The organism is Aneurinibacillus sp. XH2 (genome assembly GCF_001439585.2).
Taxonomy (GTDB): domain Bacteria; phylum Bacillota; class Bacilli; order Aneurinibacillales; family Aneurinibacillaceae; genus Aneurinibacillus; species Aneurinibacillus thermoaerophilus.
Window position 1 is genome coordinate 99066 of the sequence record NZ_CP014140.1, and the last position, 26697, is coordinate 125762.

A 26697-nucleotide genomic window follows, 5' to 3' on the forward strand; every position below is an offset into this window, starting at 1 on the left:
CCTTGCGATATGTATAAAATTTCCCCGTTAACTAAAAAATAAGCAAGGACAAAGGGATACTTTTCTAAGGATCCCCTTTTTTGTTATTTATAGAAGAATCTTTGCGATTCGACGGAGAAAAACGGGAGGTTACGATGTTTATTGAAAGAATGTCGTCATGGACGAAAGGAACATGGTCTCATGGCGTAAGATTCGTTCAAAATAAAAAAAATACAGGGAAGCTGGCACTTGGTATTTTTGCAGTCTTTTTGTTGGTAAGTGGAACAATTGTAGGTGGTTATATATATCAGTCCAATCTTAGTACGTTGTATCGTGTCGCGATAGACGGAAAAGATATTGGTGTGGTTGATAATCCGCAAATGATTCAAAAATGGCTCGCGGATATGCTGGTAGCTGAAAAGAAAAAGTATCCTCATCTTGCCTTCGGATTTAACAAAAAGATTACAATAACCGAAGAAAAACATTACGCCGAGAAAAAGTTAGAGAATAAAGCCGTACTGGATCGTCTGGCTTCCGAAATCAAAGTAGAAGCGAATGCCGCACAACTTGTAGTGAACGGAAAAGCGATTGCTTATGCGCGGGATAAGAAAAGTATTGAGCAGGCGTTAACACGGTTAAAAGCGATGTATAGCGAGAAGAAGTCTACGCACGCGCTGATGGTAGCCGTTACTCCTGCCTTCGCACCGAAGGTACACGCGAAGGCGCAACCTGATTTATCGGATGTCAGCATTAAGGAACATATTGACATTACATATAAAACCATTTCTCCCACCCGTGTATTAAATGACGAACAACTGATGAATGTGCTGCTGAAAGGTGTACCGGAGCAAAAAAATTATGTGATCAAGGCCGGGGAGACGCTCTGGAATATCGCATCGCAATATGGGCTTAAAGAAAAAGAATTGCTTGCTTTAAATCCTCATCTTAAAGAAGATAGTGTATTGCAAATCGGTGACACGATAAATGTGCAGGCGTTCTCACCTCAGGTTACGGTAGTGTCCCGAAAGGAAATGGTCGAAACGGTTGCTATTCCTTACCCGGTAAAGCAGCAGAATGATCCGAAAAAGTACCGTGGTGATGACAAAGTTGTCATCCAGGGCAAAAATGGAAGCAAGCAGATTGTGTACGAACTGATAAAAGAGAACGGCAAACTTGTGAGGAAAAATCCTGTACACCAGAAAATATTGCAGAAACCGGTCGCCCAAGTTGTGATCCGCGGAACAAAAATCAAGCCTTCCCGCGGAGATGGACATTTTCGCATGCCTGCGGTCGGACTTTTGAGTTCGCGTTTTGGTATGCGCTGGGGCCGGATGCATGAAGGAATTGATATCGCAAATCCGGTTGGCACGCCAGTACATACAGCCGATCATGGCCGCGTTGTTTTTGCCGGAGAAAAAAGCGGCTACGGAAAATGTATGATTGTCGATCATGGAAATGGATACAGAACGTTATATGGCCATTTAAGCAGCTTTATAGCTAAGCCGGGCGATATTGTGGTAAAGGGAGAAGTGATCGCCAAATCCGGCAATACAGGGCGTTCCACAGGGCCCCACTTGCACTTTGAGATTCGCAAAAACGGGGAAGCTGTCGACCCGCTCCCCTATCTTCGTTAATATAGAATAGAGAAAAAACCGGTGTAAGAGGCTTCTTTCACCGGTTTTTTAATGGGGATATCCGGGGCAGGATTTTAGCCAGGAAAGTGGAAAGTAGTTAGAGAGGTGAAAACCGTGAGACATAAAGTAATGGTAGTAGACGATGAACGTCCGATCGCGGACATTTTGCAGTTTACGTTAGAGAAAGAGGGCTATGAGGTTGTATGTGCTTATGACGGAAACGAAGCGGTCACACTTGCGGAAAAAGAAAATCCGGATTTAATTTTGCTTGATATCATGCTTCCGGGAAAGGACGGTATGGAAGTGTGCCGTATTATCCGTCGCACATCTGATGTGCCGATTATTATGCTAACGGCTAAAGATAGCGAACTAGATAAGGTGCTCGGCCTAGAACTCGGCGCTGATGATTATGTTACGAAGCCGTTCAGCAGCCGTGAATTGCTTGCACGGATTAAAGCCAATTTGCGTCGTCACGTAAAGGAGCGTGTGGTGGAAGAAAACAAGAAAGAAAGCGAGTCTCCTTCCAGGATTACGGTAGGTCAACTGACAATTGACATGAAGTCTTATACAGTTGAAAAGAACGGGCAAAACATTGATATTACGCACCGCGAGTTTGTGCTTTTACAATACATGGCGAAACACTGTGGCCAGGTGATGACGCGCGATCACTTGTTGCAGGCGGTATGGGGCTTTGATTACTTTGGCGATGCACGCACTGTTGATGTAACCATTCGACGCCTGCGGGAGAAAATTGAAGACGATCCGAGTTCTCCGCAGTACATTATTACCCGGCGTGGACTCGGATATATGATGCGCAACGGCGTGGAGGAATAACGAATGAAACGTATCCGTTTTTTTCAAACGGTTCAATGGAAGATCGTTATTCTTTATTTATTGTTAATTCTGATTGCAATGCAGGTGATCGGGGCGTATTTTATCCGCTCCGCAGAATCGTATTATTTAAATAATTTCAATGAAACGTTGAATACACAGGCGAATTTGCTAGCTGTTAATGTGGAGAAATACCTAGAAGAAGAGATGGTTCCGCGGGAGGATATAGATAATCTAATCCATAACTTGTTTGCCCTGCGAAATGCGGATGTCCAATTGTTAGATCAGAACGGGATTGTACTTACCACGACCGAAGAAAACAAAGCTTTTATCGGCCAGAAAAATACACGAGCCGAAGTAAATATGGCGTTGCTTGGCACAAGGAACGAATCGATCCAGTACAACCCGGAAACCCGGCAGCGGGTTAAGGTACTGGCCCTGCCGATTAAGAAGGGAACAAAAATTCTTGGCGTGCTTTACATGGTGGCTTCAATGGAAGAAGTTTATCACACAATGCGCCAGATTAATGGAATTTTCGCTACCGGTACGGGGATTGCCCTCCTGCTTACAGCCGCGCTGGGGATTGTACTGGCGCGCACGATTACGACGCCGGTCAAGGAAATTACCCGGCAAGCGACAGCAATGGCAAACGGGGATTTTAACAGGCAAGTTCGCATTTATTCCGAAGACGAAATCGGACAATTGGGGGAAACGTTTAACTTGCTTACCCGAAGACTAAAGCAAGCCCTTTCTCAGACTGAGGCAGAAAAAGAAAAACTTTCCTCGATTCTGGCAAATATGAGCGACGGTGTCATTGCCGCTGATGGCGATCGTAACATCATCCTTGTCAATAAACCTGCACAGCGTATTTTGGGTGTAAGTTATAAAACCGTGCTTGGTAAGAATTTGTATGAGGTGCTCTCTATTCCTGGCGATAGTGATGAACGGGACTCTTTATTTGAAGAAAACGGATCGTTGTTAATGGATATGAATGTAGAAGGGGAAGAGAGGCTGATCCGCTTTTCGTTTACGGTGCTAAAAAACCGGGCAGAGCAAAAACATGCTGGTATTATCGCCGTTTTGCAGGATGTGACTGAGCAGAAAGCGCTTGAGCGCGAACGACAGGAATTCGTAGCCAACGTGTCGCATGAATTGCGTACGCCGCTGACGACGCTGAAAAGCTATCTTGAAGCGCTGGAAGAAGGCGTAGTCGATGATCCGGAGCTTTCCCGGAGGTTTCTTCGCGTATTGTTGAACGAAACGGATCGGATGACGCGGCTGGTAACTGACTTATTGCAGCTTTCCCGGTACGATGCCGGGCAATACAACTTTGATTTTCAGCCAGTGAATGTCCCGGAATTGTTGCAAGACGTAGTAGAAAGATTTGCGTTACAGAGCCGGCAGGAAAACATTGAGCTTCAATTGGATTTTCCGGCGCATGATCTTCCGCCTGTAAAAGCAGATCGGGATAATATCATTCAGGTGCTGGACAATTTGATTTCAAACGCTATGAAGTATTCCAATGAGAATACAAAGGTGATGATTCAAGCGTGTGAAGTGGGAGAAAAATATGTACGGATTGATATTATGGATGAAGGGATGGGAATACGGAAACGCGATCTGACAAGAATTTTTGAACGCTTTTACCGGGTAGACAAAGCGCGTAGCCGCAGTATGGGAGGCACGGGCTTGGGTCTGTCTATTGCCCGGCAGATTGTGCTGGCGCACGGCGGAACGATTGAGATTGACAGCGAGTGGCAGAAAGGAACGAGGGTCAGCTTCACGCTGCCGGTATACGAGGAGATGAAGAATGAATCTTGAAAAAATCAAAACAATACTCCTAACTTTTTTGATTATCATAAGCCTTGTGCTTTCCGGGTTGCTTTGGAATAGCACCCCTCAGTTGGAAAACCTTGCTCCTTCCGATTATGTTGCGCCGCCGCCGGCAGGCCATAAATATGAAGTAACTGATGTAATCCGTCCCAAGGCCTTTATCCTCCATACAGGAAATGGAAGACATATGAAAGCCGCCGTTGAATCAGGGACATACAAAAAAATCCAATACGAAATGGATACGTGGTACTTTTATGATTTTGCACGTACTCGGCTTACGAAAGAAGAATGGGAAAATATTATCAACAAGAAAAAGGCTGTGGAAATTGTGTATAGCCACGAAATCCCAGCCGATATTATGCCCGAACTTTTTACAGTTCGTGGAAGGGGAGCGGAAGAGTTTCGCTCGGCGAGCCGGATTTTGCTGTATGAGAGTCGGGAAAAAAATATCGTCAACGCTTTATTTATTTCAGATCGTGATCAACAGGTTGTTCGGGCTCACACTTCGGTGACAGTTGGACAAATGGACAGCATTCTTTCACCTAATTATCTGACTCATCTACCTGAGCAAATGATGTACCGAGCATTTGTCCATCATCGTGAAGAGGCTATTCACTCTAATCGGTATGCATTCTATCAACCGATTTATCTGCCGAAAGAACGGGAGAAGATGTCGCGCTACCGATATTTCTACCAGCCTTTGACTGTTAGGCAAGTACTGGAGGCGATGTTTGTCGACGTAAGTTTGACCCGGCAGGTGACGGAGCGCGATGGCACTACGATCTATACAAATGGCAGTCAATCCGTTTCCATTCCGGCTGCACGAAATTATTTATTGTATCGATATCCTGTGCATGAGTGGGAACAGGCGGAAACAAAGCAGGCGAACTATGAAGCGTTGAATTCCGCACTTTCTTTTGTCAATCGTCATGGTGGATGGACCGGACGTTATTACTTGGAGAGTGTTGATATGGTAGAGCCGGAGCGCGAAAGAACAGTAACCTATCGTTTTCGCCAGTATATTGGAGCTTATCCTTTGTTTAGCGATGGGCCGGATGAGAACACGATTTCTGTCCGGGTATCGGGCGGTACGGTTTCTGAACTGTATTATCCAATGCGGCAACTTGATGTATACTTCGAGCGTGTACCAGTTACAGTTGTATCAGGTGAAGAATTGATAAAGCGCCTTGAAGAGCTTGGAATTTCTAGACAACAGGTCGTCTCCATTGAACTGGGATTGTGTACCCGTCCGGTTTATGATTTTATTGAGATGAAACCTTGCTGGACAGTAAGAATGACGGAGCGTCCACCAATCTATATCGAAGCCGATGCCACCGCGTTTGATAAGCGGGCGGAGGGAAAGTAAAATGGACTGGAGCAAAGCGAAAACCATTTTAATTATTACATTTTTATTGCTGGATTTGTTTCTTGGCTATCAGGTGATGATGAGCCAGAACCGGGACATGGAAATTGCGCCTCAAGGAGAGCTGATTCCATCAAGTCTTGAGGAGCTTTTAAAAACTCGCAATATCAAACTGGAAACGGAGATTCCAACCGAAATGCCGCCAGAGATGAACTATGTGAATGTTCGGTTTACCAGTTTTGCCAGTCACCTGCAGAAGTTAACCGGACAGATTGTCGGACAGCAAGGTGTAGGGGTGACGGTAAAGTTTAATAAGCCATTGCTACTGACGAACCTTATAAATAAGGAGGAATTGTTGAAAAAGGTGGAACGGTATATCGCGTATAGCCAGGATTACACATATGACAAGAAGAGAAGTTCCAAGACGCTGCAATGTTATGTCCAGCAATACGGCAAGTATCCGATATTCAGTGCCCCGCTGGAAATTATGAATGATCGCAACCGGATGCTGGGGTATCGACAGATACATGTTCAAATTGTTAATCAGGGGACGGGACGTAAAATCATCCCGGCTTTCACTGCCATCCGCACGTTGTTGGATAATGGGTACATCCGTTACGGTGAAGCTATCTCTGATGTAACGGTCGGTTATTTCGGTCATATGTATGATGCGGACATTCAAGTGCTGGCTCCTGTCTGGCGGGTGGTTCATACCGGAGGCATACAGTATGTGAACGGTATCACCGGGGCGATCGAACAGGCCCCTCCTCTTGAAAAAAATGAGGCAATCTCCAATAATAATACTAGTGGTATTCCCCCGTCATAAAAATGACGGGGTTCCTTCTAGAGTATGAATAGGAAAAACTTACGAATTGCGCTCCGCTCTAAAGCGATGCTAGGAGGCTGTTTTTACATAAGCAGCACAAGGATAAATGCGGGTAGCATGCGAGTTTTCCTTAAATTTGCAAAGAAGGGCTTAGCAAGGAGCGAAGAACGTGTTATGAAATTTAGCGTGCTCGCCAGTGGAAGTACTGGCAATTCTTTTTTTATCGAATCAAAAAATAGTAAATTATTAGTAGATGCCGGATTAAGTGGTAAGCAAATAGAGAGGTTATTGGAAGAGGTAGGCGTGAATGCTGCTGATTTGGACGCTATCCTTATTACCCATGAGCACTCCGATCATATTAAGGGGGTGGGAGTGCTGGCCCGCCGTTATCAGCTTCCCATTTACGCCAATTCAAAAACATGGGAACAGCTGGAGCGCCAACTTGGGCAAATCGCCGAAGATCAGCGTCTTATTATGGAAGTAGGCGAAACAGTAGAATTTGGGAACATAAAAGTAGAATCGTATGGCTTATCACATGATGCCGCTGAACCGATGGGCTTTTGTTTTTATGAGGGTGAAGCCAAGGTGAGCTTGACAACCGACTTAGGATATGTAAGTCAACGAATTAAGGATACAGTTCGCGATTCAGATGCATATATCTTTGAATCCAATCATGATGTGGAAATGCTTCGCATGGGTAGCTACCCATGGAATACAAAACGGCGTATTCTAAGCGACGTTGGTCACCTCTCCAATGATGCGGCCGGTGAAGCGCTGGGAGATATTCTTGCAGGTAAGGGAGAGACCGTGTATTTGGCCCATTTAAGCAAAGAGAACAACATGACTGAATTGGCACGGCTAACGGTGAAGAATATTCTTGAGGAATACGGATTTTATGAAGGAGAAGATATACATTTGATGGATACTTCGCCTGTTCATCCTACAGCTGTTCAGGAAATTGTTCGTAAGGGAAGCGGCATGACAGGTAACAATGGAAAGTAGGAAGTGATCAGGGAAAGAAAGGAGCAACGCCATGGGTTATTACGATGATGAACTTTATAACGGCCACAAGAAAGGAAAGCGGGGCGGCGCCTCTACGTTCTTTATTGCGCTTGTGTCAGCGATCATCGGCGGCCTTGTGGTACTGATGATGGTGCCGACATTGCTGAAATCAGGTTATTTTCCCGGATGGACGGCTCTGCCCGAGCAGCCGGGACAGCGGGAACCTGTAATCGGGGGCAATACGGCCAACTATTCGGTCAATGTTAATACTGCTATTGTAGATGCGGTGGAAAAAGTAGAAAATGCGGTGGTTGGTGTCGTCAATATTCAGCAGAGACGCGATTTCTTCGGATTTGTGGAAGAGGGAACAGCAGGGACAGGTTCTGGTATTGTGTTTCGCAAAGCCGGGGGAAAAGCATATATCGTAACGAACTATCATGTGATTGAAAGAGCTGAACAAGTACAAGTTGCATTGGCCAATGGTGAAAAGAATGTAGAGGCGAAAGTAGTAGGTGCAGACGAGTATACCGACCTTGCAGTACTAGAAATTGATGGTTCAAAAGTAGAGCAAGTCGCGGAATTTGGCGATTCTTCCAAAGTCAAAGTTGGAGAGCCGGCGATCGCGATCGGCAATCCGCTTGGTCTTGCATTTTCCCGCACTGTAACGCAGGGCATCATCAGTTCTACGGAACGGACGATGCCGGTGGATATCGACGGGGACAATGAGACGGATTTAGAAGTAAACGTTTTACAGACAGATGCGGCAATTAATCCAGGAAACAGTGGCGGACCGCTTGTGAATATTGCCGGACAGGTTATTGGAATCAACAGCATGAAAATCGCGAAAACAGGCGTAGAAGGCCTTGGTTTTGCGATTCCGATCGATGATGCAAACAAGATTATTGACGATTTAATTCGCTACAAGTCTGTGCAGCGCCCGATGCTTGGTCTTGAGAGACCGGTAGACTTGGGACAGGTTCCGGAAGACGCTCGCCGAGACCCGCTGCAGTTGCCGGGTGATGTGGAAAGTGGCGTTGTGATTACGAGTGTAACGCCGATGAGCCCGGCCGACAAAGCTGGACTGAAGCGGTACGATGTAATTGTGCAGCTTGATGATCAGAAGATTGAAAGCCTGGCGCAGCTGCGTAAGTATTTATTCCAGAAGCGGGTTGGCGATACGGTTCAAATAACGTTCTACCGCGGATCGATTAAGAAAAGTGTAAATGTGACGCTTGTGAAGCAGCTCATGCAATAAATAATGAAACAGAGGCCGGGGAATTTTCCCCGGTTTTCTTATGTGTAAGAAATATGGTTGTTTATCGGGAGTTTAGATAAAAATATGTCTCTTCTTCTTTCTGGTAAGTATTGAATCATCAACATCCGTGTGTAAAAATGCGAGTGGGAGTTTTTCTGTATGTCTGTCAAGTAAATACGGTATCATAGGGTAGCAGAGAAAATATGTAACGGAGGAAAAAAGAATGCTCGATCCGGTTAAAAAGGAATATTTGGAGAACGGTGGTGAGCGTTTTATCGTGTGTGCGGCTGATCAGCTTGAGCTGGCGCTTGATGAATTTGTAGATGAGTACGGAGAGGCACCAGACGTGTATGTATTGTCGGAAGTGGAGAAAGAAGTCGTGGGCTGGAAAGCGCCGAAGACGTGTCGGTATAGCGCCGAAAAGCCTGCATATATTTTACTATAAATAAAATTCCACAGGTGAACAAAGAGAGGGAAGGTTATCCAATAGCTGTGAATAACTTGTGGGTAATCTTGTGTGTATGTAGTTATTCACATTTGAAAAAACAAGGTTTTAGATGGAACAATTATTGATTTTACTGGGTTTTTTGAATGTTATTTCGTAGTATATATTCACAGTCATGTTATCAACATAATGTGGATAACTCTGTTTATACAGGGGATAACTGTGCAAAAAGTGTGAAAAAAGAGAGAGGCGGAAAAAGTTATGCACATAACAGTTGTCGCAGTTGGCAAATTGAAAGAGAAATATTTGAAGTTGGGGATTGAGGAATATTCGAAACGTTTGTCGGCGTACGCGAAAGTGGAAATCGTAGAAGTGACGGATGAGAAGGCACCGGAGAATTTGAGTGAGGCTGAGATGCTGCGGGTGAAGGAGAAGGAAGGAGAACGGATTCTGGCCGTGTTGAAGCCGGATCAGCATGTGATCGCGCTTGCGATCGAAGGCGAGATGTGGTCATCAGAGAAGTTGGCACAGAAACTAGATTACTGGGCGACGTATGGTCAGAGTTCAGTGGCATTTGTAATTGGCGGTTCGCTGGGGCTGTCGGCTGCGGTGATGAAGCGTGCGAACGAGTCGTTGTCATTTTCAAGGATGACATTTCCACATCAGTTGATGCGGCTGATTTTGCTTGAGCAAGTGTACCGCGGGTTTAAGATTAATCGCGGCGAGCCATATCACAAATGACGCAAATTCCACGAGCAGATGTTGATTTCTTAAGTAAGATTTATATACGTATATAGAATGGTTTTTTCAGTGAAAGAGAAAGCCCTAGTAATTAGGACTTTCTCTTAGTTGTTTCTATTTTTAGTGCTCTATCTGTCACTTTGTACCTGTCAGGTAGAATCGTGGCAGGAGGATCGCCGTGGCACATCTGCGTAAAAAGTAGGTCGGAAATAAAACAACGGGCCTTGTCGAGAGACACTATCTCTGCTGGAGCAACTCGCCCCCGAACTTCTACAGGGAAGCTCTTCACTTTAGTGGAGAGAGGATGTCACTAAATCATAAGAAATCATTGCTGGTTTAGCTGTTCTAGGATCAGTAACAATCACTGTATCGATATTAAACACTTGCTTAAGTACATCTGTAGTCATTACTTTTTCTGGAGTTCCCTGTTTAACAATCTTTCCATTCTTGAGCGCAATCATGTGATGAGCAAAACGAGCAGCATGGTTCAAATCATGAATCACCATAACAATTGTCCGTCCATCTTCTTGATTTAATTTCTCTAGGAGTTGTAAAACTTCTAATTGATGAGCCAAATCTAGATACGTTGTTGGTTCGTCTAAAAGTAATAAATCGGTTTCTTGAGCAATAGCCATCGCAATCCAAGCTCGTTGTCTTTGTCCACCTGATAAAGTATCAACGGACTGGTCTCGGAGATTGGTTAATCCAGTAACGTCAAGCGCCCAATCAATCATTTGGCGATCATGTTTACTTAGTCGTGAAAATCCTGTTTGATAAGGTGTCCGTCCATATGAAATTAATTCATACACTGTCAATCCACTTGGTGCTTCTGGTGACTGAGGTAGAATTGCCAGCTTTTTAGCAACTTCTTTTGTCGGTGTCTTATGAATGATTTTTCCATCTAAATAAATAACACCAGATAATGATGGATGCAGTCGTGCCATTGTCTTTAAAATAGTCGATTTGCCACAACCGTTTGGACCAATAATTGCAGTGATTTGATTCGGTTGAATTTCTAAGTTTAGGTCTTGAACAATTATTCGTTCCTCGTAACCAATGGTTAATTTTTCTGCTGATAGAGTTGTCATAGCTATCCCTTCTTATTACTTTTTCATTAATAAATAAATAAAATATGGAGCACTAACAATTGACACGACAAGCCCAGCCGGAATCTCTGTAGGTGGCATTAAATTTGTTCCGATCGTATCAGCTAACATTAAAATGAGCGATCCTAGAATTGCAGCTATTGGAAGTAACAAATGATGATTTGGTCCAATAAGACGTCGAGCAATATGTGGTGCAATCAAACCTAAAAAAGCAATTCCACCGCCCGCAGCTACTCCAAGACCAGCTAAACCCACCGCTAATATAAGGAGAAGCAGACGTTCACGATCTGTATGTATTCCAAGACCCGTTGCCACTCGACTCCCTAAATTCAAGATATTAAGTATATGTGTTTTATACAATGAGTATGGAATTAGTACGATAAACCAAGGCAATAAAGCCCATACAAACTTCCACTGCGTTGCCCATAAATCTCCAGATAACCAAACCATTGCTTGCATAAAATCGTTTGGTGTCATTCTTAATTGAAGTGCAATCAATATAGCACTAAAACCTGCATTGATTCCGATTCCAACTAAGATTAGGCGAATAGAATGAAATCCGCGTTTCCAAGCAAGACTAATAATCAAACCTGCTGTCAATAAAGCTCCCAAAAAAGAAAAGAGAGGTAAAGCAAAAGTACTGAACGTACTAAGGCTTCCTGTTACTGTTTTGAAAAAAGTAATATAAATGACGACAGCTACCCCCGCACCCGCATTAATGCCCAAAATACCAGGGTCAGCCAATTCATTGCGTGTTATGCTTTGTAAAATTGTACCGGAAACAGCCATACCTGCACCAACGAGGAGAGCTAATACAATTGCGGGTAGACGAATCTCAAACAAGATCAACTGTTGTTGTTTCGTCCCATTACCAATAAATGTTTTGAGCACTTCATCTGGTGAAATGGGTACGACACCAAGATTCAAACTTATTAAACAAGCTAAGAAAAGGAGTACTAGTAATACCAACATCGTCCATTTAAACTTAATAGAGATGCTGTTCATACTAATCTACTCCCTTCATTTCGAACTAAATATAAGAAAAAGGGCACTCCAATTGCTGCTGTGACTACTCCAATAGGTGTTTCAAAAGGAGGATTAATCATTCTTGCTCCGACATCCGCTAAAACAAGCAGTAAGCTACCCAATACTGCTGAAACTGGGAGCAAAAAGCGATAATCTGGTCCAACTAACATTCGGCTAATATGAGGTACAACTAGTCCAACGAAACCAATTGATCCAGCTACAGAAACTGAACTTCCAGTTAATAGCAAAACTGCGGTAACACTAAGGGCTTTGACTAGACTTACATTAATTCCTAGTCCTTGCGTTACTTCCTCACTAAGATTGAGTAACGTTAAAGTATGAGCAATTACAAAGACGATTGGAATCCCCATTAATCCAACAAAACTAAGTATTTTAAGATCATTCCAGTTTGTGTTAGCTAACCCACCAGCATACCAAAAGCTCATCTCTTTTGACACATCAAAATGCAGCGCCACAGTTGAGGTCAATGAGCTCAAAAACATTCCTACCGCTATACCAGCAAGTGCTAATTTAACAGGTGTCGTTCTACCTTTTGAAGTAGCAGCTAACGTAAATACGAAAAGCACTGATAATCCAGCACCAATCATAGAAGCAACAGTTGCTCCAATAGTCGATACGCTCGGAAACAGGGCTATTGTAATAACAAGGGAAAATGCTGCTCCATAAGATACCCCTAAAAGAGAGGGTTCAGCGAGTGAATTTCTTGTTATTGCCTGCATAATGGCTCCGGATAATGCTAAATAAGAACCGATAAATGCAGCTACTAATGTTCGTGGTAGACGAATTTCTAGAAGAATTTGATGTGCTTTGTTATCAGAATTATAATGGAATATTGCTTGCCAAACTGTCGTCAGTTTTATAGTTGTCGTTCCATAAACGAGAGAAATACAAATGGCCAACAAGACAGCACTAATTCCAACAAACAAAATTAAGCCTGTTCTTAATTTACGTCCTTCTGCTATCCAAGTTCGCTGTACTAAATTTGTCACTAGCTGAAAACAACCCTTCTTTGTTATTTCAAAATAGTGATAATCATTATCAACATTAATTAAGTATAAAATTATTCTCTATACCTTTCAACAAAATATTTTATCAAATTAATTGAGAAATATTATCAAAAAAACTAAATTTTTAATTGTTGACGTTTTATTTGATAATGATTATCATCTTTATCGTAATATAAACAAGGGAGGACATAAATGAGATTTCGAAATACGTATTTAGGAATAATCACTGTTTTTATTTGTACTATATTGTTATTAGTAGGTTGTGGTACTAACAACCACGCTAAGGAAGCGAAAGAAAAATCAAAAGATGTGACAGTAACTGATGCAATGGGGCAACAAGTAACGATCCCTGCAAATGCGAAACGCATTCTTGCTCCATACATGGAAGATTCACTCGTAGCACTTGGAGTGACTCCAGTAGCTCAGTGGTCAATTGGAACAACGGTACTTGATTACTTACAATCTTATTTAAAAAATGTGCAAAAAATTGGTTGGGATTTACCATTAGAACAAACGATTAAAGCAAAACCTGACTTAATCATTTTTAGTTCACCAGCGGCTATTCAAAAAGGGAATTATGAAGTTTACAAAAAAGTGGCACCAACATATGTTTTTAAAGATGAAGAGGGCTCCGACTGGCGTAAACAATTGCTAGTAATGGGTAAATTGTTAGGTAAAGATAAACAAGCAAAAAATGCATTGGCTGATTATGACGAAAAAGCTAAACAAGCATCTAAGAAAATTAAAGCAGCAATTGGTGATGAAACAGCAGCCATTTTATGGGTAGCTGGTGATCAATTCTACTTGTTTGAAAACACGCGCTTTGCAGCAAATGTTCTCTATGATGATTTGGGTGTTGCTCAACCTGAAATGATTCAAAAATTACCTGTAGCTGAAGCGACATGGAAGCCGGTTTCACTTGAAGCATTATCTAAACTTGATGCTGATCACCTTTTCCTTGTTAGCAAACCTGGTGAATCTGGATTAGAAACACTAAAAAATAGTTCTGTTTGGAAGGGTATTCCAGCTGTTAAAAAAGGTAATGTATATAATATGGAAGATCCAAGCCATTGGACAATTAGCGGTTTGATAGCTAATAAACTAACCATTGATCAAATTGTTGATTCGTTAACGAAAAAATAAAGTGAAATATCTATTATAGTGTATAGGACTGACGTGAATGTCAGTCCTATTTTTGTATGAGTCTAGTATGTATGTAATCTATCGGATGCAAGTCATGAGCCTCGAAGGAAGTAGTAGGGGAGTGTTCAAGACAAGGGTGTGTCCCTGGGGAAGCGAACTAAAAATAAAAAATTCTCGGATATAACCGTTACGGTGAACCATATCACAAGTGATCGTAAAGCAGAAATTCGAAATTACTATTTATGGGGATGTTTGTAAGGCATGTTAAAACGATACTGTTATTTTATAATGAAGCATAAGGGTGTCGCAAAACGTATATTCTCTGAATAAAGCGTAAAAAAATCCACCTCGTAAGCAAGAATGGTGAGTACCGACAAACCCCATTCTAGCGAGGTGGATACTTACCATGATACCCAACATTACATAAAAGCATACTACTTTACCTGAAACATCCTTGCTTTGTTTCATCTTTGCTTATACAAGGGTTACAAGTTACATCTGGCAACAACACCGACAGGGATTATTCTTGCACAAGAACTGACAACAGCAAATGTGTACGATAGTGATGCTGTATCCGATTTATTGAGTCAACTTACAGCTAGATTACGAAGATGCAGTGCCTTATTTGTACGGTAAAAGAGCAAATTGAAGGCTTTCAGACGAACACTTCTGTCCAGTATGTGTTCATTGATGAGGCACAGGACTACTCACCATTTCAGTTCGCGTTTATCAGGCGATTGTTTCTACGCAGCAAAATGACGGTGCTTGGTAACCTTAAACCGTGCAATATATACCCATGCGGCTGCCAGTGCAGGATTTGCGGCGTTGTCTTGCGTATATGAAACCAAACAGATCGAAACGTTCATATTGAGGAGCAGTTATCGTTCGATGCGGCAAATTGTTGAGTTTACGCGTGGATTAATTGACGGTGGAGAAGAAATCGAACCGTTCAACCGTGAAGGAAGTAAGCCGACGTTGACGCAAGCGGCCAATGAAAGGGAACTTGTCGCGCAGATTGCTGAACGCCTACAGATGCTTCAGGTTGCTGGATACAAGGACGATCGCTGTTATTTGCAAAACGGCGCAGGAAATCCGGGAGGCGTACGAGATGTTGCAAAACGACTTACCGCTTCGTCTTATCGAAAAAGAGACCAACATATTTTGAGGCAGGTATACTTGTCATTCCTTCTTATCTCGCTAAAGGAATTGAATTCGATGCAGTCATCGTCTACAACGGCTCGCAAGCACAGTATGGGAGAGATTCTGAGCGCAAGCTTTTTTATACCGTTTGTACCAGGGCGATGCATGAATTGCACGTTTATTTCATTGGCGAGATGAGTCCATTTATCTATGACGTTTCCCCCGATATTTATGTATCGGTCAGTTGATGTGATTAACATTAAAGGGACACAAATACATTAGAGATCGTCTGACAGAAAGACATTGACAAAGATGACCATTATTTACGATAATATAATTAATAATGAAAATCATTATCATATCAGTGAAGATACACTATGAATTGAGCAAAGAGGAGGGAAACTGGATATCATATACATGTGGATATAAAAAGGAGGAAGTGAAATGGAGTACAGAATCGAAAAGGATACCTTAGGAGAAATGAGAGTGGCTGCAGATAAATTGTGGGGTGCACAAACCCAGCGCAGCTTCCAGAATTTTAAAATTGGTACGGAAAAAATGCCGCAAGAAATTATTCGGATGTTTGCTGTTCTTAAGAAAAGCGCGGCATTGGTAAATCAAAAACTAGGTAAATTAGAAAACGAAAAGGCAGACGCAATCGTAGCGGCAGCGGATGAAATTTTACAAGGAAAACTGGATGAACATTTCCCGCTCGTCGTATGGCAAACCGGAAGCGGCACCCAGTCAAATATGAACGTGAATGAAGTGATTGCCAAACGTGCCAATCAATTGTTGGAACAAAACGGAAGCCAACTTCGGGTTCATCCCAATGATGATGTCAATAAATCGCAAAGCTCAAATGATACCTTTCCCACAGCTATGCATATGGCCGCTCTCATCGCCATTGAAGACAATGTGTTGCCTGCATTGGTCAAATTAAAAAATACTCTCCACCAAAAGAGTGAGGAGTATAAGGACATCATTAAGATCGGAAGAACACATTTGCAGGATGCAACCCCTCTAACATTGGGACAAGAAATTAGCGGCTGGTACCGTATGCTTGAAAAAAGTGAAAAAATGATTAGAGAAAGCGCAGAATCTCTAAGGGAGCTTGCCATTGGCGGAACGGCCGTGGGAACCGGCATTAATGCCCACCCGAGATTCGGAGAGATGGTAGCGGAAGAGATCAGCAAGTTAACAGGCAAGAAATTCGAGTCTGCGGCCAATAAGTTTCATGCTTTGACCAGCCATGATGAAATTGTTTATGTTCACGGTGCATTAAAAGCGCTTGCCGCCGATCTGATGAAAATTGCTAATGATGTGAGATGGCTGGCCAGCGGGCCACGCTGCGGAATCGGCGAAATTACGATTCCGGCTAATGAACCGGGCAGCTCTATCATGCCTGGAAAAGTCAATCCAACACAAAGCGAAGCATTAACGATGGTCGTTTGCCAGGTGATGGGCAATGATGCAGCAATTGGATTTGCTGCCAGTCAAGGAAATTTTGAGTTGAATGTCTTTAAGCCAGTGATCATTTACAATTTCCTGCAATCGTCCCGACTGCTGACTGACGCTATGCTCTCTTTCAATGACAATTGCGCCGTCGGTATTGAGCCCAATCTGAGTGTGATTAAAAACAATCTGGAAAAATCACTGATGCTCGTTACGGCATTGAATCCCCATATCGGTTATGAAAATGCCGCATCAGTCGCTAAATTAGCCCATAAAGAGGGATTAACGCTGAAAGAAGCTGCTATTAAAAGCAATCTGTTGACCGAGGAACAATTTGATCAAATCGTTCGGCCTGAACATATGATTCACCCTAAAGAATAGAAACGAACATTTGAAAAGAACGAAAGGGGGGTTCATTGTGTGGCAGGCTCTCTCTATTTCTCATAATATATTTGGCTTTCAGCTGGAACAAAACTGGGACGAAGCTTGGACAGCTGTCGCTTTGGTAAAAGAAATGCATGACAAATTGGAGATTCGCGTCGATATCCATATTTTTTATGTGAAGAGCAGAGAGGAGTACGAACAGCTTCTGGAAGCTATACGATACTTCGCTAATATGAAAAAGAGAGAAGCAGGGAAGAAGAATTGTGTGATTTACTTTCAATGCAAGGGAATCTTAACGGAAGCCATTGAACTTCCCTTACCCGTTACTCGCTACAAAAATGGACGCATGTTTGTCGATGTGGAATTCTCGGAAGAGTTGGGTAATATTTGAAATGAACACCCCTGAAAGGACAGGGGTTTTTTTATTAAATCTCCAGGTAAGGTCCATCCCGCCATGGATGACCGCCATTATATGGGCCGTAAGCTGGGGGATGATAGGCTTGTTCAGGGGTCAATTCTTTAAATCTTGAAGCATTCACTAAATCATTACGGATAAAAAATGCATTCACTCCTCTTGAGTCGGTTCCAATTAATGAATATCCCAATTCCTTTCCAAGCTCTGATAATGATGTTAAACTGGCTCCGTAATAAGATGTACCATCCCACATGAAATTCGGATTGTATTTGATCACCATTTTTTGGGGTGGGGGAAAAGACGCATTATATTCAATAACGACAATTCGCGGATTATATTCCGATAAGGCTCTCCATACCCAGTAATCATTGCCATCTATATCGATCGATAATAAATCAAATTCAATGGGGACATGCATCCTTTTAAATATAGATACAATATTTTCCTTAGTAATAAATTGGTGTACGATTTTTACAGTCGCACGATTGGCAAAGTTTGAATATAAATTTTTGTAATGATTCAAATTCCCTTCAATCATAAGCCCGGACCAATTTTTAAATAAAGCGAGGTAGGCGCTGTTGCATTCCAATCCATCCTGTACTCCAAATTCTACAAAGAATTGGTTCGTTGTGCCGATACGCGAAAATAGTTCCTCAATGATTCCGTCTTCTCCATTCTGAGACATGATTTTTTTTTCGTATGAATGTAGCTGCTCCCGCAAGTTAACTCCCTCCTGCTTTTGCGTCATGTAATAACATATTCGAGATCAAAGGGAGTGATGCTCGATCAACGTCCATTTTGCTATTCGATTTATTATTATGTAGTTTGCGGCAGCCGTTTCTGTAGTGTCTTACGCTGATATAAATTATTGCAAATAAGGGCTGTAATAATCAAAAGGGTGCCTGCTACATCAAACATAGTCGTCGTATATCCTTGTATAACAGAAATAGCAAATGTTGTTACCGGAACAAAATTAATAAATAAGATTCCATTTACTGGTTTCATGTATTTAACCCCGATATTCCAGCTTATGAGTGCCGCTAGCCCGGCTATCAAAATCATAAAAGTCATTTCCCATCGAATCAGAACGAGTGTTTTGAATTTAGGAATCTCCAAATAACCAAGCCATGTCATAACCGCGACGATTATACCCGCCGTGATTGTGCCAAGCACGCAGCTTAGCGTTGAATACCGCAGTGGCGACCAATTACTAAACGAGTTGCCGCCGATTGTATAAACGACCCAGCCGAATACGCCCAAAAAAATGATCAAAACTGGAAGCAGGCTGTTTTTTGCTTCAGAAAAAAAGCCTATGTCTCCTTTAGTAACGACCATGAAGACTCCTGAAAAGGCAACGATCATGCATCCCATCGTAAAACCTGCCGGACGAGCACGCTTATGAATCCATAAAATTAGAATGGAAATAAGGGGCATCATGGCTTCCATAATGGAAGCAAGAATAACACCCGATTTTCCCAGTAAATTTTGTCCTAAAAATATGAAGAAATTATACACGGTAAATGCCATCGTACCGTAAAACCACAGTAACATCGCCCTTCCTTCAAGACGCAGCGCTTTTTTCCCCTCTTTTATTACTAACCAAATGAGAAGGAGCACCGACACGGATGCATACCGCAAAAATGAAAAATAAAACGGATCAATATGCTTCAATGCTTGCTCTGCCACCGGAAACATAGCTCCCCACGCTATACTTGCAATCAGGCAGAGAATAGCACCCTTGATGACTTGAACGCTTCGCATTTTTTCTTTCCTCCATCTCTGTTTCATACATAACCAATCATAGGCCTGTTTCACATATCATGTAAAATGCTTAAAATAGATATAAGCTATCATTATAAATGATAGCTAACTGGCAAATAGTATGGAGGATGCACATGGAGATTCGAGATTTGCGAATTTTTCAAGCTGTTGCGCAGCATGGAAGCATTAGCAAGGCAGCTAAAGAACTGAATTATGTTCAGTCTAATGTAACAGCAAGAATTCAACAGTTGGAAATCAAGCTGCAAACGCCGCTTTTTTATCGTCATAGCCGTGGTATGACACTAAATTCGGAAGGAAAACGGTTATTATCTTACGTAGAAAAAATCTTAGCAATGATGGATGAAATGGTAGAATCATTTCAAGACAAAGATAACCCGCGCGGCACATTGGAAATCGGTTCCGTCGAAACCGTCGTAAAACTTCCTGTCATTTTATCTGCCTATCATCACAAATACTCACAGGTGGATTTATCCCTTATCACGGGAGTTACGAGCCATCTTATTCGCGAAGTAATAAACGGTAAGCTTGACGGCGCATTTGTCACAGGGCCTGTTGAACATCCTCACATTATCCAGGAGCAAGTATTTGAAGAAGAATTGGTTCTCGTGGCAAATGCTCGTTCCTCTTCTTTGGATGATATAAAAACAAAACCGCTTCTTGTATTTGGCCCAGGATGTGGTTACCGGGCCCGATTGAGACGATGGCTGGAATCGGAAGGAATCGTACCGGGGAAAGAGATGGAGTTTGGTACACTTGAAACGATTTTAGGTAGTGTTGTCTCCGGTTTGGGAATTACGCTAATTCCCAAGATGACAGTAAAACATTTGGAAGCGGAAGGGGAAGTAAGATGCTACGCTATCCCAAAAGAATACAGTATCGTTTCTACCGTTTTTGTGTACAGGTCGGGATCGCACATGACAAATGCATTGGCGAAATTTATAGAGACAATTCGCATTGTACGGAATGAACAGAACATAAGAGATAGATAAACAATCTTAAATTCTATGTTTTTCTGAATGCAGCTTAACCCATATTGAATATACAAGAACCGTTCGTCATTTTTCCGAACGGTTCTTGTACAACAGTACTTACTATTTTTTCAAAAGTTCCGGTTCCGACTTGCCAAGTCTAATCGTGGATTCAGACGGGATCCACATGCCAGTATTTTCATCGCGTCCTTGCAGGATGAATTTTGGTTGTTTATTATTCGCAGTTTCTGTAGCACGGGCTGCTGCTTTACCAATATTTCCGTCTTTTACACGGTTGATGATCAAAACTAATTTAGTATCAGGAAATTCGGTCATCATTTCGTAATCCCCGTCACTATCTCCGGCGATAAAGAGAGGCCCATAGCCGCGTTTCTTGGCGATTTCTGACTGGATAACTTCCGTTTTGCCGTGATTTACTGTAATAAACCAATTTTGTTTGTACTTAGGTATAATTTTACCGTCAGAATTTGTCTCTAACCGCATGCCAATCACATTTTCCTTCGGTAGGTTGTAACCATATTTCGGATTCGTGGCAAATACCTCCACTACTTCTTCCATAGAAGCTGAAACAACGTAAACATCGATTCCGTTGGAGCGGAAAGTGTTCATAAGGTTTGCAATTTCCGGAGTAAGACGGATTCCTGTGATGTGTGTAGCCGTTACTACCCCGGCATTACCGGCAAGTGATGTTGGACTTGTCCATGTAACCTTTCTAATGGCATCTCCAAGAGAGTAATCGTTAGAAGCTTCCGCAAGCTTTTGTACTTCCTGGGTTGTCATATTTGTAAAGAATTGCAGAACCCAGGGATAACCTACTTTACTGCCATGAGTACCGATTATCGCTTCGTAAAGGAAGAGCATTTTGCTACGGAAATCTTGAAACTCATCAGTTTTGACAATGTCTTCAAGAGAGTTTTCGCCTTTAAAACCTTTGTAATGATCATATAAGTATTTGTAATCTGATTCGATATCCGAAGCAATCGCTTCAAGTGTTATCGTTTTGCCGTCTGCATTTTTATACTGAGCGGAGAATGCGCCGGCCGGGACATTGGCACGAAGTACTTTGGCAAATTCTTCAGGAGTCATTTTAAAGGCCAGATTGTTTATTTGGTAAACAAATAACGCTTCTTCCGTATCGTGCATAATGCTAGTATTGTCCCAGTCAAAGATGACATAAGGCTTTTTTTCGGGATTGTATGAAGGATTTTTTATTCCATATTGGTCAATAAGAGCTTGAATAGCTTCGTAGTTTTTCGGTGCCCATTTTCCTTGATCAAGCGCTTGAATATTTTGCACGATACGTGATGTAGTTTCCTGTACTGGCTGCGCTGCCAAGACAGGGCCTTGTGACGTTAGTAAAAGAGAGAAGGTCAGTCCCAATCCGAGTAAAAAGTTTTTCTTTTTCATGAATAAATTCCCCCTGTATATTTATAAAATGAATAATTATAAAACATGATCAATCATTTAGATGGAGACATATTATAAAAAATTACAGAGTGTGAATTTTTCACACTTGAAAATTGTCGATCAGTTGGTTTAGTTCTTTGGATAGTTGATGCAATTCCTCGGAAGAGGTTTGCAAAGCTTTCATTGCTGCTAGTTGACGTTCAGATGCAGTGGAAACATTTTGCATATGTGCAGTTGACATTTTTGCAATTTGAGCTGTTTCATCAACAGATGCGGTTACTTCTTCACTAGACGCAGACATTTGTTCAGAAACAGCGGAGTTATCATGAATTTGCTCGGTAATATTTTTAATTTCGCCAAGTATACGTTGAAATGCTTTTCCCGATTCCTGAACCATTTTGATACCATTCGTCACACTTTCACTAACAAAATCCATTGAATCCATCGCTCGGTTTGTCTCACGTTGAATTTCCTGGATAAGAGTAATGATTTTATCGGCCGATTCAGATGATTGTTCCGCAAGTTTTCTTACCTCGTCGGCTACAACCGCAAAACCTCGGCCATGTTCACCGGCACGTGCCGCTTCAATGCTGGCATTCAATGCGAGAAGATTGGTCTGTGAAGAAATATCTGTAATCATATGTACTATACTTACAATTTCGGTTGCACGCTCTTGCAATACTTTGACTACTTTCAGTGAATGGGTCACGGCATCTTCAATTTCATTCATTTGCTGAACAGCTTGTTGAATCGTACCGTTTCCTTTTTCAGCTTCTTTCGATGTTTCCAATGACGATTCTGCAATATTTGAAGTGGATTCGGCAATTCGTTGTATACCGATAGCCATTTCTTCCATTGCTCTGGCACTTTCTTCCGTGCGTTGTAATTGGTTATCGGCACCCGTCGCTACTTCTTGAACAGACGATACAATTTGATTAATTGTCTTCATATTTTGTTCAACATGAGAAGACAATTGTTCCGATGAATCGACTAGTTTCTTTGCCGCATTTATTAGTTGTGCCACCAAATGTTGGATCGATGATTGCATAGATTCAAGAGAGTGGGCTAAAATTCCGACTTCATCTTTCCTATTCAGCAATGCTGATGGAACTTCTTGCGTTAAGTTACCGATGCCAATTTGCTTCATATGGTCAATAATCATAGTAATTGGCTTGGAAAATCTAGAGGAAATAATCATTGCTACGCCCAATGCGATAACTCCAAAGCCTAAGCTTACAAATAGAATGACATAGCCAATATGGTTTGCGCTCTTACTTAATTCTTGCTGCTCAATAAAGGAAATATATTTCCAGCCGGTTTTCTTGGAAGTATAAACGTTGGCAACATAATCCAACCCATCTATATTTACTTCAAAATGTTTTTGTGACACATTGTGAATGGATGCTAACTTATCATTTTTTAAATCTTTAATGTTTTTTGAAATCATGTCAGGACGTTTGGAATGAGCAAGAATCGTTCCATCCTGGGAAAGCATCATGACATAGCCAGAATCTCCAATTTTCATATTTTTTAATACTTCGGTCAAATTCTCTAAGTTAACATCTACTCCTACAACACCCGCAGGTTTTCCATTAGCATCCTTCAGCATGGTAACTTCACTTACCGCAATCGTATTCGTTGCAGACAAAATATATGGATCAGTAATAACTACTTCCCCTGGTTTAGCCATAGCGGCTTTGTACCAAGGACGGTTGCGGGGATCGTAATGAGGCTTCATTTCTTTTACAGGGTATTGGGTGTAACCGCCGTTTACTGTTGCTAAAAAAGCGGCAGATGTATTGGGATGCGATTCCACGTAATGCATAAATTCTTTATAAATTTCAGCCTCAATGCCTCCGTTTTCCAATGGCGTAAGCTTTGTTGTATTGGGCTGATTAATATATGACTTAATCGTTTGATCTGCTTTTTTCACAGTCGCATTATTTGCCATCATGGCAAGATTTTCTCGAATAGCTTCAAAGTAAAGAGAAACTCCATTATCGACCTGGATAACTTCTTTCGTATTTGCTTGAATAAAATCATCAAGAATTTGTTGCTTCATGTTGATATAAACAATGCTGCTAATTACGGTGATTGGTATCGTAATGATCAATAAAAAAGTAATGGCTAACTTGCCCTTTATACTACGTAACATGATTGTTCCTCCTAAGTGATATCCTGTTTATCTTCTGGAGTCTTTCTTTTTCTTCTTATCATTCTTCCTCCTTTCTAACCACGAAAGAATGCCGATATATTAATTACGATTTTATATAGTATCTTTTATTTTAATCGGAATAATTTTAGGTTCCGTTAAGAATTTTATATAAAGTAGTAGGGGATTCATCAGATTATTGATATCATTCCTCCTTAACCAACGATTAAAAATTCAAATAATTCTGTGGATATCTGAGCAAAGGGATTCTATCCGACAAGGATCTGAAAGATTAAGAAAAGAAACTCCGAGCGGTTCTGAGAAGAACACTCGGGGGTTTCTTTTTTATATTCAAGCCTCTGTTGAATTTTATTGTTTATTTTTGACACCAATTGAGTATAAAGGCGATACATATTATGTTTTTATCAAATTTCGAGATAGTCTTTATTGCATTTGATTTTCTATGTTTTCTCTCACTCTTCCATGCTTTCTTTTGCTTGACACAATCCCCCATTGTCCCAGTAAAGTCACTAATACTAGACAACCGGCAGCAAATGGAAGTTGGGAAGGTGCTAATCCAGCTAGCATTACTCCCCCTCCAAGAGCGGACCCTATCGCACTACCTAAATAATTAGCGGAACTATTTAAAGCAACGACAGCTGCGCCGTGATTAGGTTGTAAGCAAAGTAATTCATGTTGTTGCGGGGCTTGCGAGGCCCAACCCATCGCCCCCCATAGAATGAAAGGCAGGAATGATAGTATCGGAAATTGAAGCACGAATGGTAAGCTGAACATGGCTAAAGCCATTATGACTAAAATGCCGGACATGAGTAAACCTGGTCTACTCGCTCGGTCAATCAAAGTACCGATGGAAAAACTCCCAACTACGCCACCAATGCCCCATGCCCAAAGATAGGGTGTGATCATAGGAATGTCTGCCAGGTTATCTAAAATGGTTGCGATATATGTATAGAGACCCAAGCTGGCAATACTGGTCATAAAAGTGATGCCAACAATTGCTGCAACCCGTCCATTGGTCATCATGGCCACACGTTGACGTAGTGAGGGTGGCGCTGAAGCTGGAAAATTTGGAAACCATATTACAATTCCTATCATGGCGATAAGACCTAGTGCAGTGATGAACCAGAGAGTTGCGTGCCAATTTAGATGTTCAGCAATAATCAATCCAAGTGGAACCCCTACGACCGTTCCTGTGCTCATGCCGCCTAGTGTTATGCCAAGAGCACGGCCGCGTTTCTGTTCGGAAACAAGGGATGCAGCAGCTGTAGCGGCCAGCGGGGAATAAAGCCCAGCTCCGATACCTGCAATTGCACGAGCCATAAGCAGCATGGAGAAACTCGAGGCTAGTGCACTAGCCCCATTGCCTAATGAGAATACTGCAAGTGCCACTACTAAAATCCTGCGCATTGGTTTTCCAGCCAACAATGTCGCAAAAATTGGGGCTGCTAGTGCATAAAAAAGGGTGAAGACACTCACTGCTTGTCCTGTTTGTGAGGCGCTTATTTTGAACGTTACCTCTATATTCGGCAACAAACCAGCTATCACATAGGCATCAAACCCAAGAGCGAACATACCTATCGTGAGGAGAAAAACTTTTCGCATGATAACCTCCATTTTCATAGAATCATTCGTTATGGAAGAGATATTCTATTTCCACCTTACAAAACTCATTGTAATATGTCTAATATATATTTATAGAGATATTAATATATAATAAGTATTAAAAAGGGGGTCATATGTTGGAACTGCGTCATTTGAAATATTTCATAACAGTAGCTGAAGAATTACATTTTGGTAAAGCTGCAGCTCGTTTAAATATGGCACAGCCACCATTAAGTCTTCAAATCCGTCAATTAGAAGAAGAAATAGGGGTGCCTCTTTTCCATCGAACGAAAAGAAAGGTAGAATTAACAAAAGAAGGCCAATTGTTTTTAGAAAAAGTTTATCAGATTTTTAAGGATTTAGAGGGAGCAATCGAAACGATAAGAATGGTGAACCGCGGAGAGGCTGGAGAAATAACGATTGGTTTCATAGCTTCAGCAGTCTATGATATTCTTCCAACCATTATAGAGCTCTATCGAAAGGAATACCCTAATATTCATATAGATTTGCAACAGTTAACAACAGCAGAACAAGTAAAAGCTTTACACGAAGGCTATATTGATATAGGAATACTTTGTCATCCTATAAAAATAAAAAATGACACCATTCATGTTGAAGTGATTCGACAAGAACCAATGGTGATTGCTTTACCAAAGGATCATCCTTTAGCTTCTAAAACATCCCCAATAAATCTTGTTGATTTATCTAACGATCCATTCATTTTAACGGGAAGAAAGGCAAATCAAAGTCATTATGATACAGTGATGAACTGTTGTTATCAGGCAGGATTCCATCCAAAGGTAGTACAGGAAGCACAGGAATTACCTACTGTCATATCTCTTGTTTCATCAGGAATGGGAGTAGCTCTCGTACCATCTTTTATACAATATGTATTAAAAACTAAAGTTGTCTATCGTGACATTCGGAATCATCCATTTACCACTACGACGGCCCTTGCTTGGAAAAGTGACAATCTATCGCCAACTGTACATGCGTTTATTGATCTAATGAAAAAATCTGTCATCCCACTCTTTAATCAGTATGATTAGAAATGCTCTCTTTTTACACAGAAAAATGCCAAAGGCACAAGAATCAAGAATCGAGGTTCACATTTGTCGTGGGAATTGGAAACTATTCAGAG

The 26697-nt window shown here is 41.7% G+C and carries 25 protein-coding genes; 17 read left to right on the forward strand and 8 right to left on the reverse strand.

Annotation, left to right across the window (positions count from 1 at the left end; all coding sequences use genetic code 11):
- Positions 1 to 134: 134 nt before the first annotated feature.
- From ACH33_RS00515 to rlmH, 9 genes are all read left to right on the forward strand, one after another.
- On the forward strand, positions 135 to 1613 hold the full coding sequence (locus ACH33_RS00515; RefSeq protein WP_057897246.1) for a M23 family metallopeptidase: 1479 nt from the start codon (positions 135 to 137) through the stop codon (positions 1611 to 1613).
- A gap of 114 nt (positions 1614 to 1727) precedes the next feature.
- Positions 1728 to 2447 carry a response regulator YycF gene (gene yycF, locus ACH33_RS00520; RefSeq protein ID WP_175493633.1) on the forward strand — a complete coding sequence of 240 codons (720 nt, stop codon included), beginning with the start codon at positions 1728 to 1730 and terminating at the stop codon, positions 2445 to 2447.
- Between the two features lie 3 nt (positions 2448 to 2450).
- A complete protein-coding gene (walK, locus tag ACH33_RS00525) occupies positions 2451 to 4265 on the forward strand; it encodes a cell wall metabolism sensor histidine kinase WalK (protein WP_057897247.1) in 1815 nt (604 codons plus the stop codon).
- Complete coding sequence (locus ACH33_RS00530; RefSeq protein ID WP_057897248.1) at positions 4255 to 5643, forward strand: YycH family regulatory protein; 1389 nt, start codon at positions 4255 to 4257, stop codon at positions 5641 to 5643. The genes walK and ACH33_RS00530 overlap by 11 nt, the downstream gene beginning before the upstream one ends.
- A 1-nt stretch (position 5644) precedes the next feature.
- Positions 5645 to 6466 carry a two-component system regulatory protein YycI gene (locus ACH33_RS00535; RefSeq protein WP_057897249.1) on the forward strand — a complete coding sequence of 274 codons (822 nt, stop codon included), beginning with the start codon at positions 5645 to 5647 and terminating at the stop codon, positions 6464 to 6466.
- A gap of 174 nt (positions 6467 to 6640) precedes the next feature.
- Positions 6641 to 7468, forward strand: a complete 828-nt coding sequence (locus ACH33_RS00540; RefSeq protein ID WP_057900190.1) for an MBL fold metallo-hydrolase — start codon at positions 6641 to 6643, stop codon at positions 7466 to 7468.
- A 31-nt stretch (positions 7469 to 7499) separates the two neighbouring features.
- Positions 7500 to 8723, forward strand: coding sequence for a S1C family serine protease (locus ACH33_RS00545; RefSeq protein ID WP_057897250.1), 1224 nt, complete (start codon positions 7500 to 7502; stop codon positions 8721 to 8723).
- A 223-nt stretch (positions 8724 to 8946) separates the two neighbouring features.
- On the forward strand, positions 8947 to 9168 hold the full coding sequence (locus ACH33_RS00550; protein ID WP_057897251.1) for a CxxH/CxxC protein: 222 nt from the start codon (positions 8947 to 8949) through the stop codon (positions 9166 to 9168).
- Positions 9169 to 9429: 261 nt separating this feature from the next.
- Entirely contained in the window at positions 9430 to 9909 is a 480-nt protein-coding gene (gene rlmH / locus ACH33_RS00555; RefSeq protein ID WP_057897252.1) for a 23S rRNA (pseudouridine(1915)-N(3))-methyltransferase RlmH, read from the forward strand.
- A gap of 290 nt (positions 9910 to 10199) precedes the next feature.
- Here rlmH and ACH33_RS00560 read toward each other — a convergent pair whose 3' ends face one another.
- Genes ACH33_RS00560 through ACH33_RS00570 form a run of 3 tightly spaced genes read right to left on the reverse strand, consistent with a single transcriptional unit; the run spans position 10200 to position 13051 of the window.
- The gene (locus ACH33_RS00560) at positions 10200 to 10997 is read right to left on the reverse strand and encodes an ABC transporter ATP-binding protein (protein WP_057897253.1); all 798 of its coding nucleotides are present in this window, start codon (positions 10995 to 10997) and stop codon (positions 10200 to 10202) included.
- A 15-nt stretch (positions 10998 to 11012) separates the two neighbouring features.
- Positions 11013 to 12020: a FecCD family ABC transporter permease gene (locus ACH33_RS00565; protein WP_057897254.1), complete on the reverse strand. Its 1008-nt coding sequence runs from the start codon at positions 12018 to 12020 to the stop codon at positions 11013 to 11015.
- Entirely contained in the window at positions 12017 to 13051 is a 1035-nt protein-coding gene (locus tag ACH33_RS00570; RefSeq protein WP_057897255.1) for a FecCD family ABC transporter permease, read from the reverse strand. Before ACH33_RS00570 ends, ACH33_RS00565 begins: the two co-directional genes overlap by 4 nt.
- 210 nt (positions 13052 to 13261) lie before the next feature.
- Here ACH33_RS00570 and ACH33_RS00575 point away from each other — a divergent pair, with 210 nt between their 5' ends.
- The 6 genes from ACH33_RS00575 (at position 13262) to ACH33_RS00590 (ending at position 17579) form a co-directional block, all read left to right on the forward strand.
- Entirely contained in the window at positions 13262 to 14212 is a 951-nt protein-coding gene (locus ACH33_RS00575; RefSeq protein WP_057897256.1) for an ABC transporter substrate-binding protein, read from the forward strand.
- Positions 14213 to 14671: 459 nt separating this feature from the next.
- Positions 14672 to 14848 (forward strand): transposase, encoded by a 177-nt coding sequence (locus tag ACH33_RS18420; protein ID WP_162264980.1) that lies wholly within the window; start codon positions 14672 to 14674, stop codon positions 14846 to 14848.
- Positions 14824 to 15054: a UvrD-helicase domain-containing protein gene (locus tag ACH33_RS20480; protein ID WP_327874750.1), complete on the forward strand. Its 231-nt coding sequence runs from the start codon at positions 14824 to 14826 to the stop codon at positions 15052 to 15054. The genes ACH33_RS18420 and ACH33_RS20480 overlap by 25 nt, the downstream gene beginning before the upstream one ends.
- Positions 15055 to 15435: 381 nt before the next feature.
- Entirely contained in the window at positions 15436 to 15600 is a 165-nt protein-coding gene (locus tag ACH33_RS19930; protein ID WP_236781995.1) for a hypothetical protein, read from the forward strand.
- Between the two features lie 196 nt (positions 15601 to 15796).
- Positions 15797 to 17185 carry a class II fumarate hydratase gene (gene fumC / locus ACH33_RS00585; RefSeq protein ID WP_057897258.1) on the forward strand — a complete coding sequence of 463 codons (1389 nt, stop codon included), beginning with the start codon at positions 15797 to 15799 and terminating at the stop codon, positions 17183 to 17185.
- A 37-nt stretch (positions 17186 to 17222) separates the two neighbouring features.
- Complete coding sequence (locus tag ACH33_RS00590) at positions 17223 to 17579, forward strand: hypothetical protein (protein ID WP_057897259.1); 357 nt, start codon at positions 17223 to 17225, stop codon at positions 17577 to 17579.
- A gap of 34 nt (positions 17580 to 17613) precedes the next feature.
- On the opposite strand, the gene ACH33_RS00595 is transcribed toward ACH33_RS00590, so the two are convergent.
- Positions 17614 to 18351 carry a thioredoxin domain-containing protein gene (locus tag ACH33_RS00595; RefSeq protein ID WP_057897260.1) on the reverse strand — a complete coding sequence of 246 codons (738 nt, stop codon included), beginning with the start codon at positions 18349 to 18351 and terminating at the stop codon, positions 17614 to 17616.
- 68 nt (positions 18352 to 18419) lie between these two features.
- A complete protein-coding gene (locus ACH33_RS00600; RefSeq protein ID WP_057897261.1) occupies positions 18420 to 19364 on the reverse strand; it encodes a DMT family transporter in 945 nt (314 codons plus the stop codon).
- 134 nt (positions 19365 to 19498) lie between these two features.
- On the opposite strand from ACH33_RS00600, the gene ACH33_RS00605 reads away from it, so the two are divergent.
- Positions 19499 to 20374, forward strand: a complete 876-nt coding sequence (locus ACH33_RS00605) for a LysR family transcriptional regulator (RefSeq protein ID WP_057897262.1) — start codon at positions 19499 to 19501, stop codon at positions 20372 to 20374.
- Between the two features lie 102 nt (positions 20375 to 20476).
- Here the strand turns inward: ACH33_RS00605 and ACH33_RS00610 are convergent, their stop codons facing one another.
- The 3 genes from ACH33_RS00610 to ACH33_RS00620 form a co-directional block, all read right to left on the reverse strand.
- On the reverse strand, positions 20477 to 21781 hold the full coding sequence (locus ACH33_RS00610) for a haloacid dehalogenase-like hydrolase (protein WP_057897263.1): 1305 nt from the start codon (positions 21779 to 21781) through the stop codon (positions 20477 to 20479).
- Positions 21782 to 21881: 100 nt separating this feature from the next.
- Positions 21882 to 23936, reverse strand: a complete 2055-nt coding sequence (locus ACH33_RS00615; protein WP_057897264.1) for a methyl-accepting chemotaxis protein — start codon at positions 23934 to 23936, stop codon at positions 21882 to 21884.
- 441 nt (positions 23937 to 24377) lie between these two features.
- Positions 24378 to 25556, reverse strand: coding sequence for an MFS transporter (locus ACH33_RS00620; protein WP_057897265.1), 1179 nt, complete (start codon positions 25554 to 25556; stop codon positions 24378 to 24380).
- Between the two features lie 137 nt (positions 25557 to 25693).
- On the opposite strand from ACH33_RS00620, the gene ACH33_RS00625 reads away from it, so the two are divergent.
- Positions 25694 to 26605, forward strand: coding sequence for a LysR family transcriptional regulator (locus ACH33_RS00625; protein ID WP_057900191.1), 912 nt, complete (start codon positions 25694 to 25696; stop codon positions 26603 to 26605).
- Positions 26606 to 26697 lie beyond the last annotated feature (92 nt).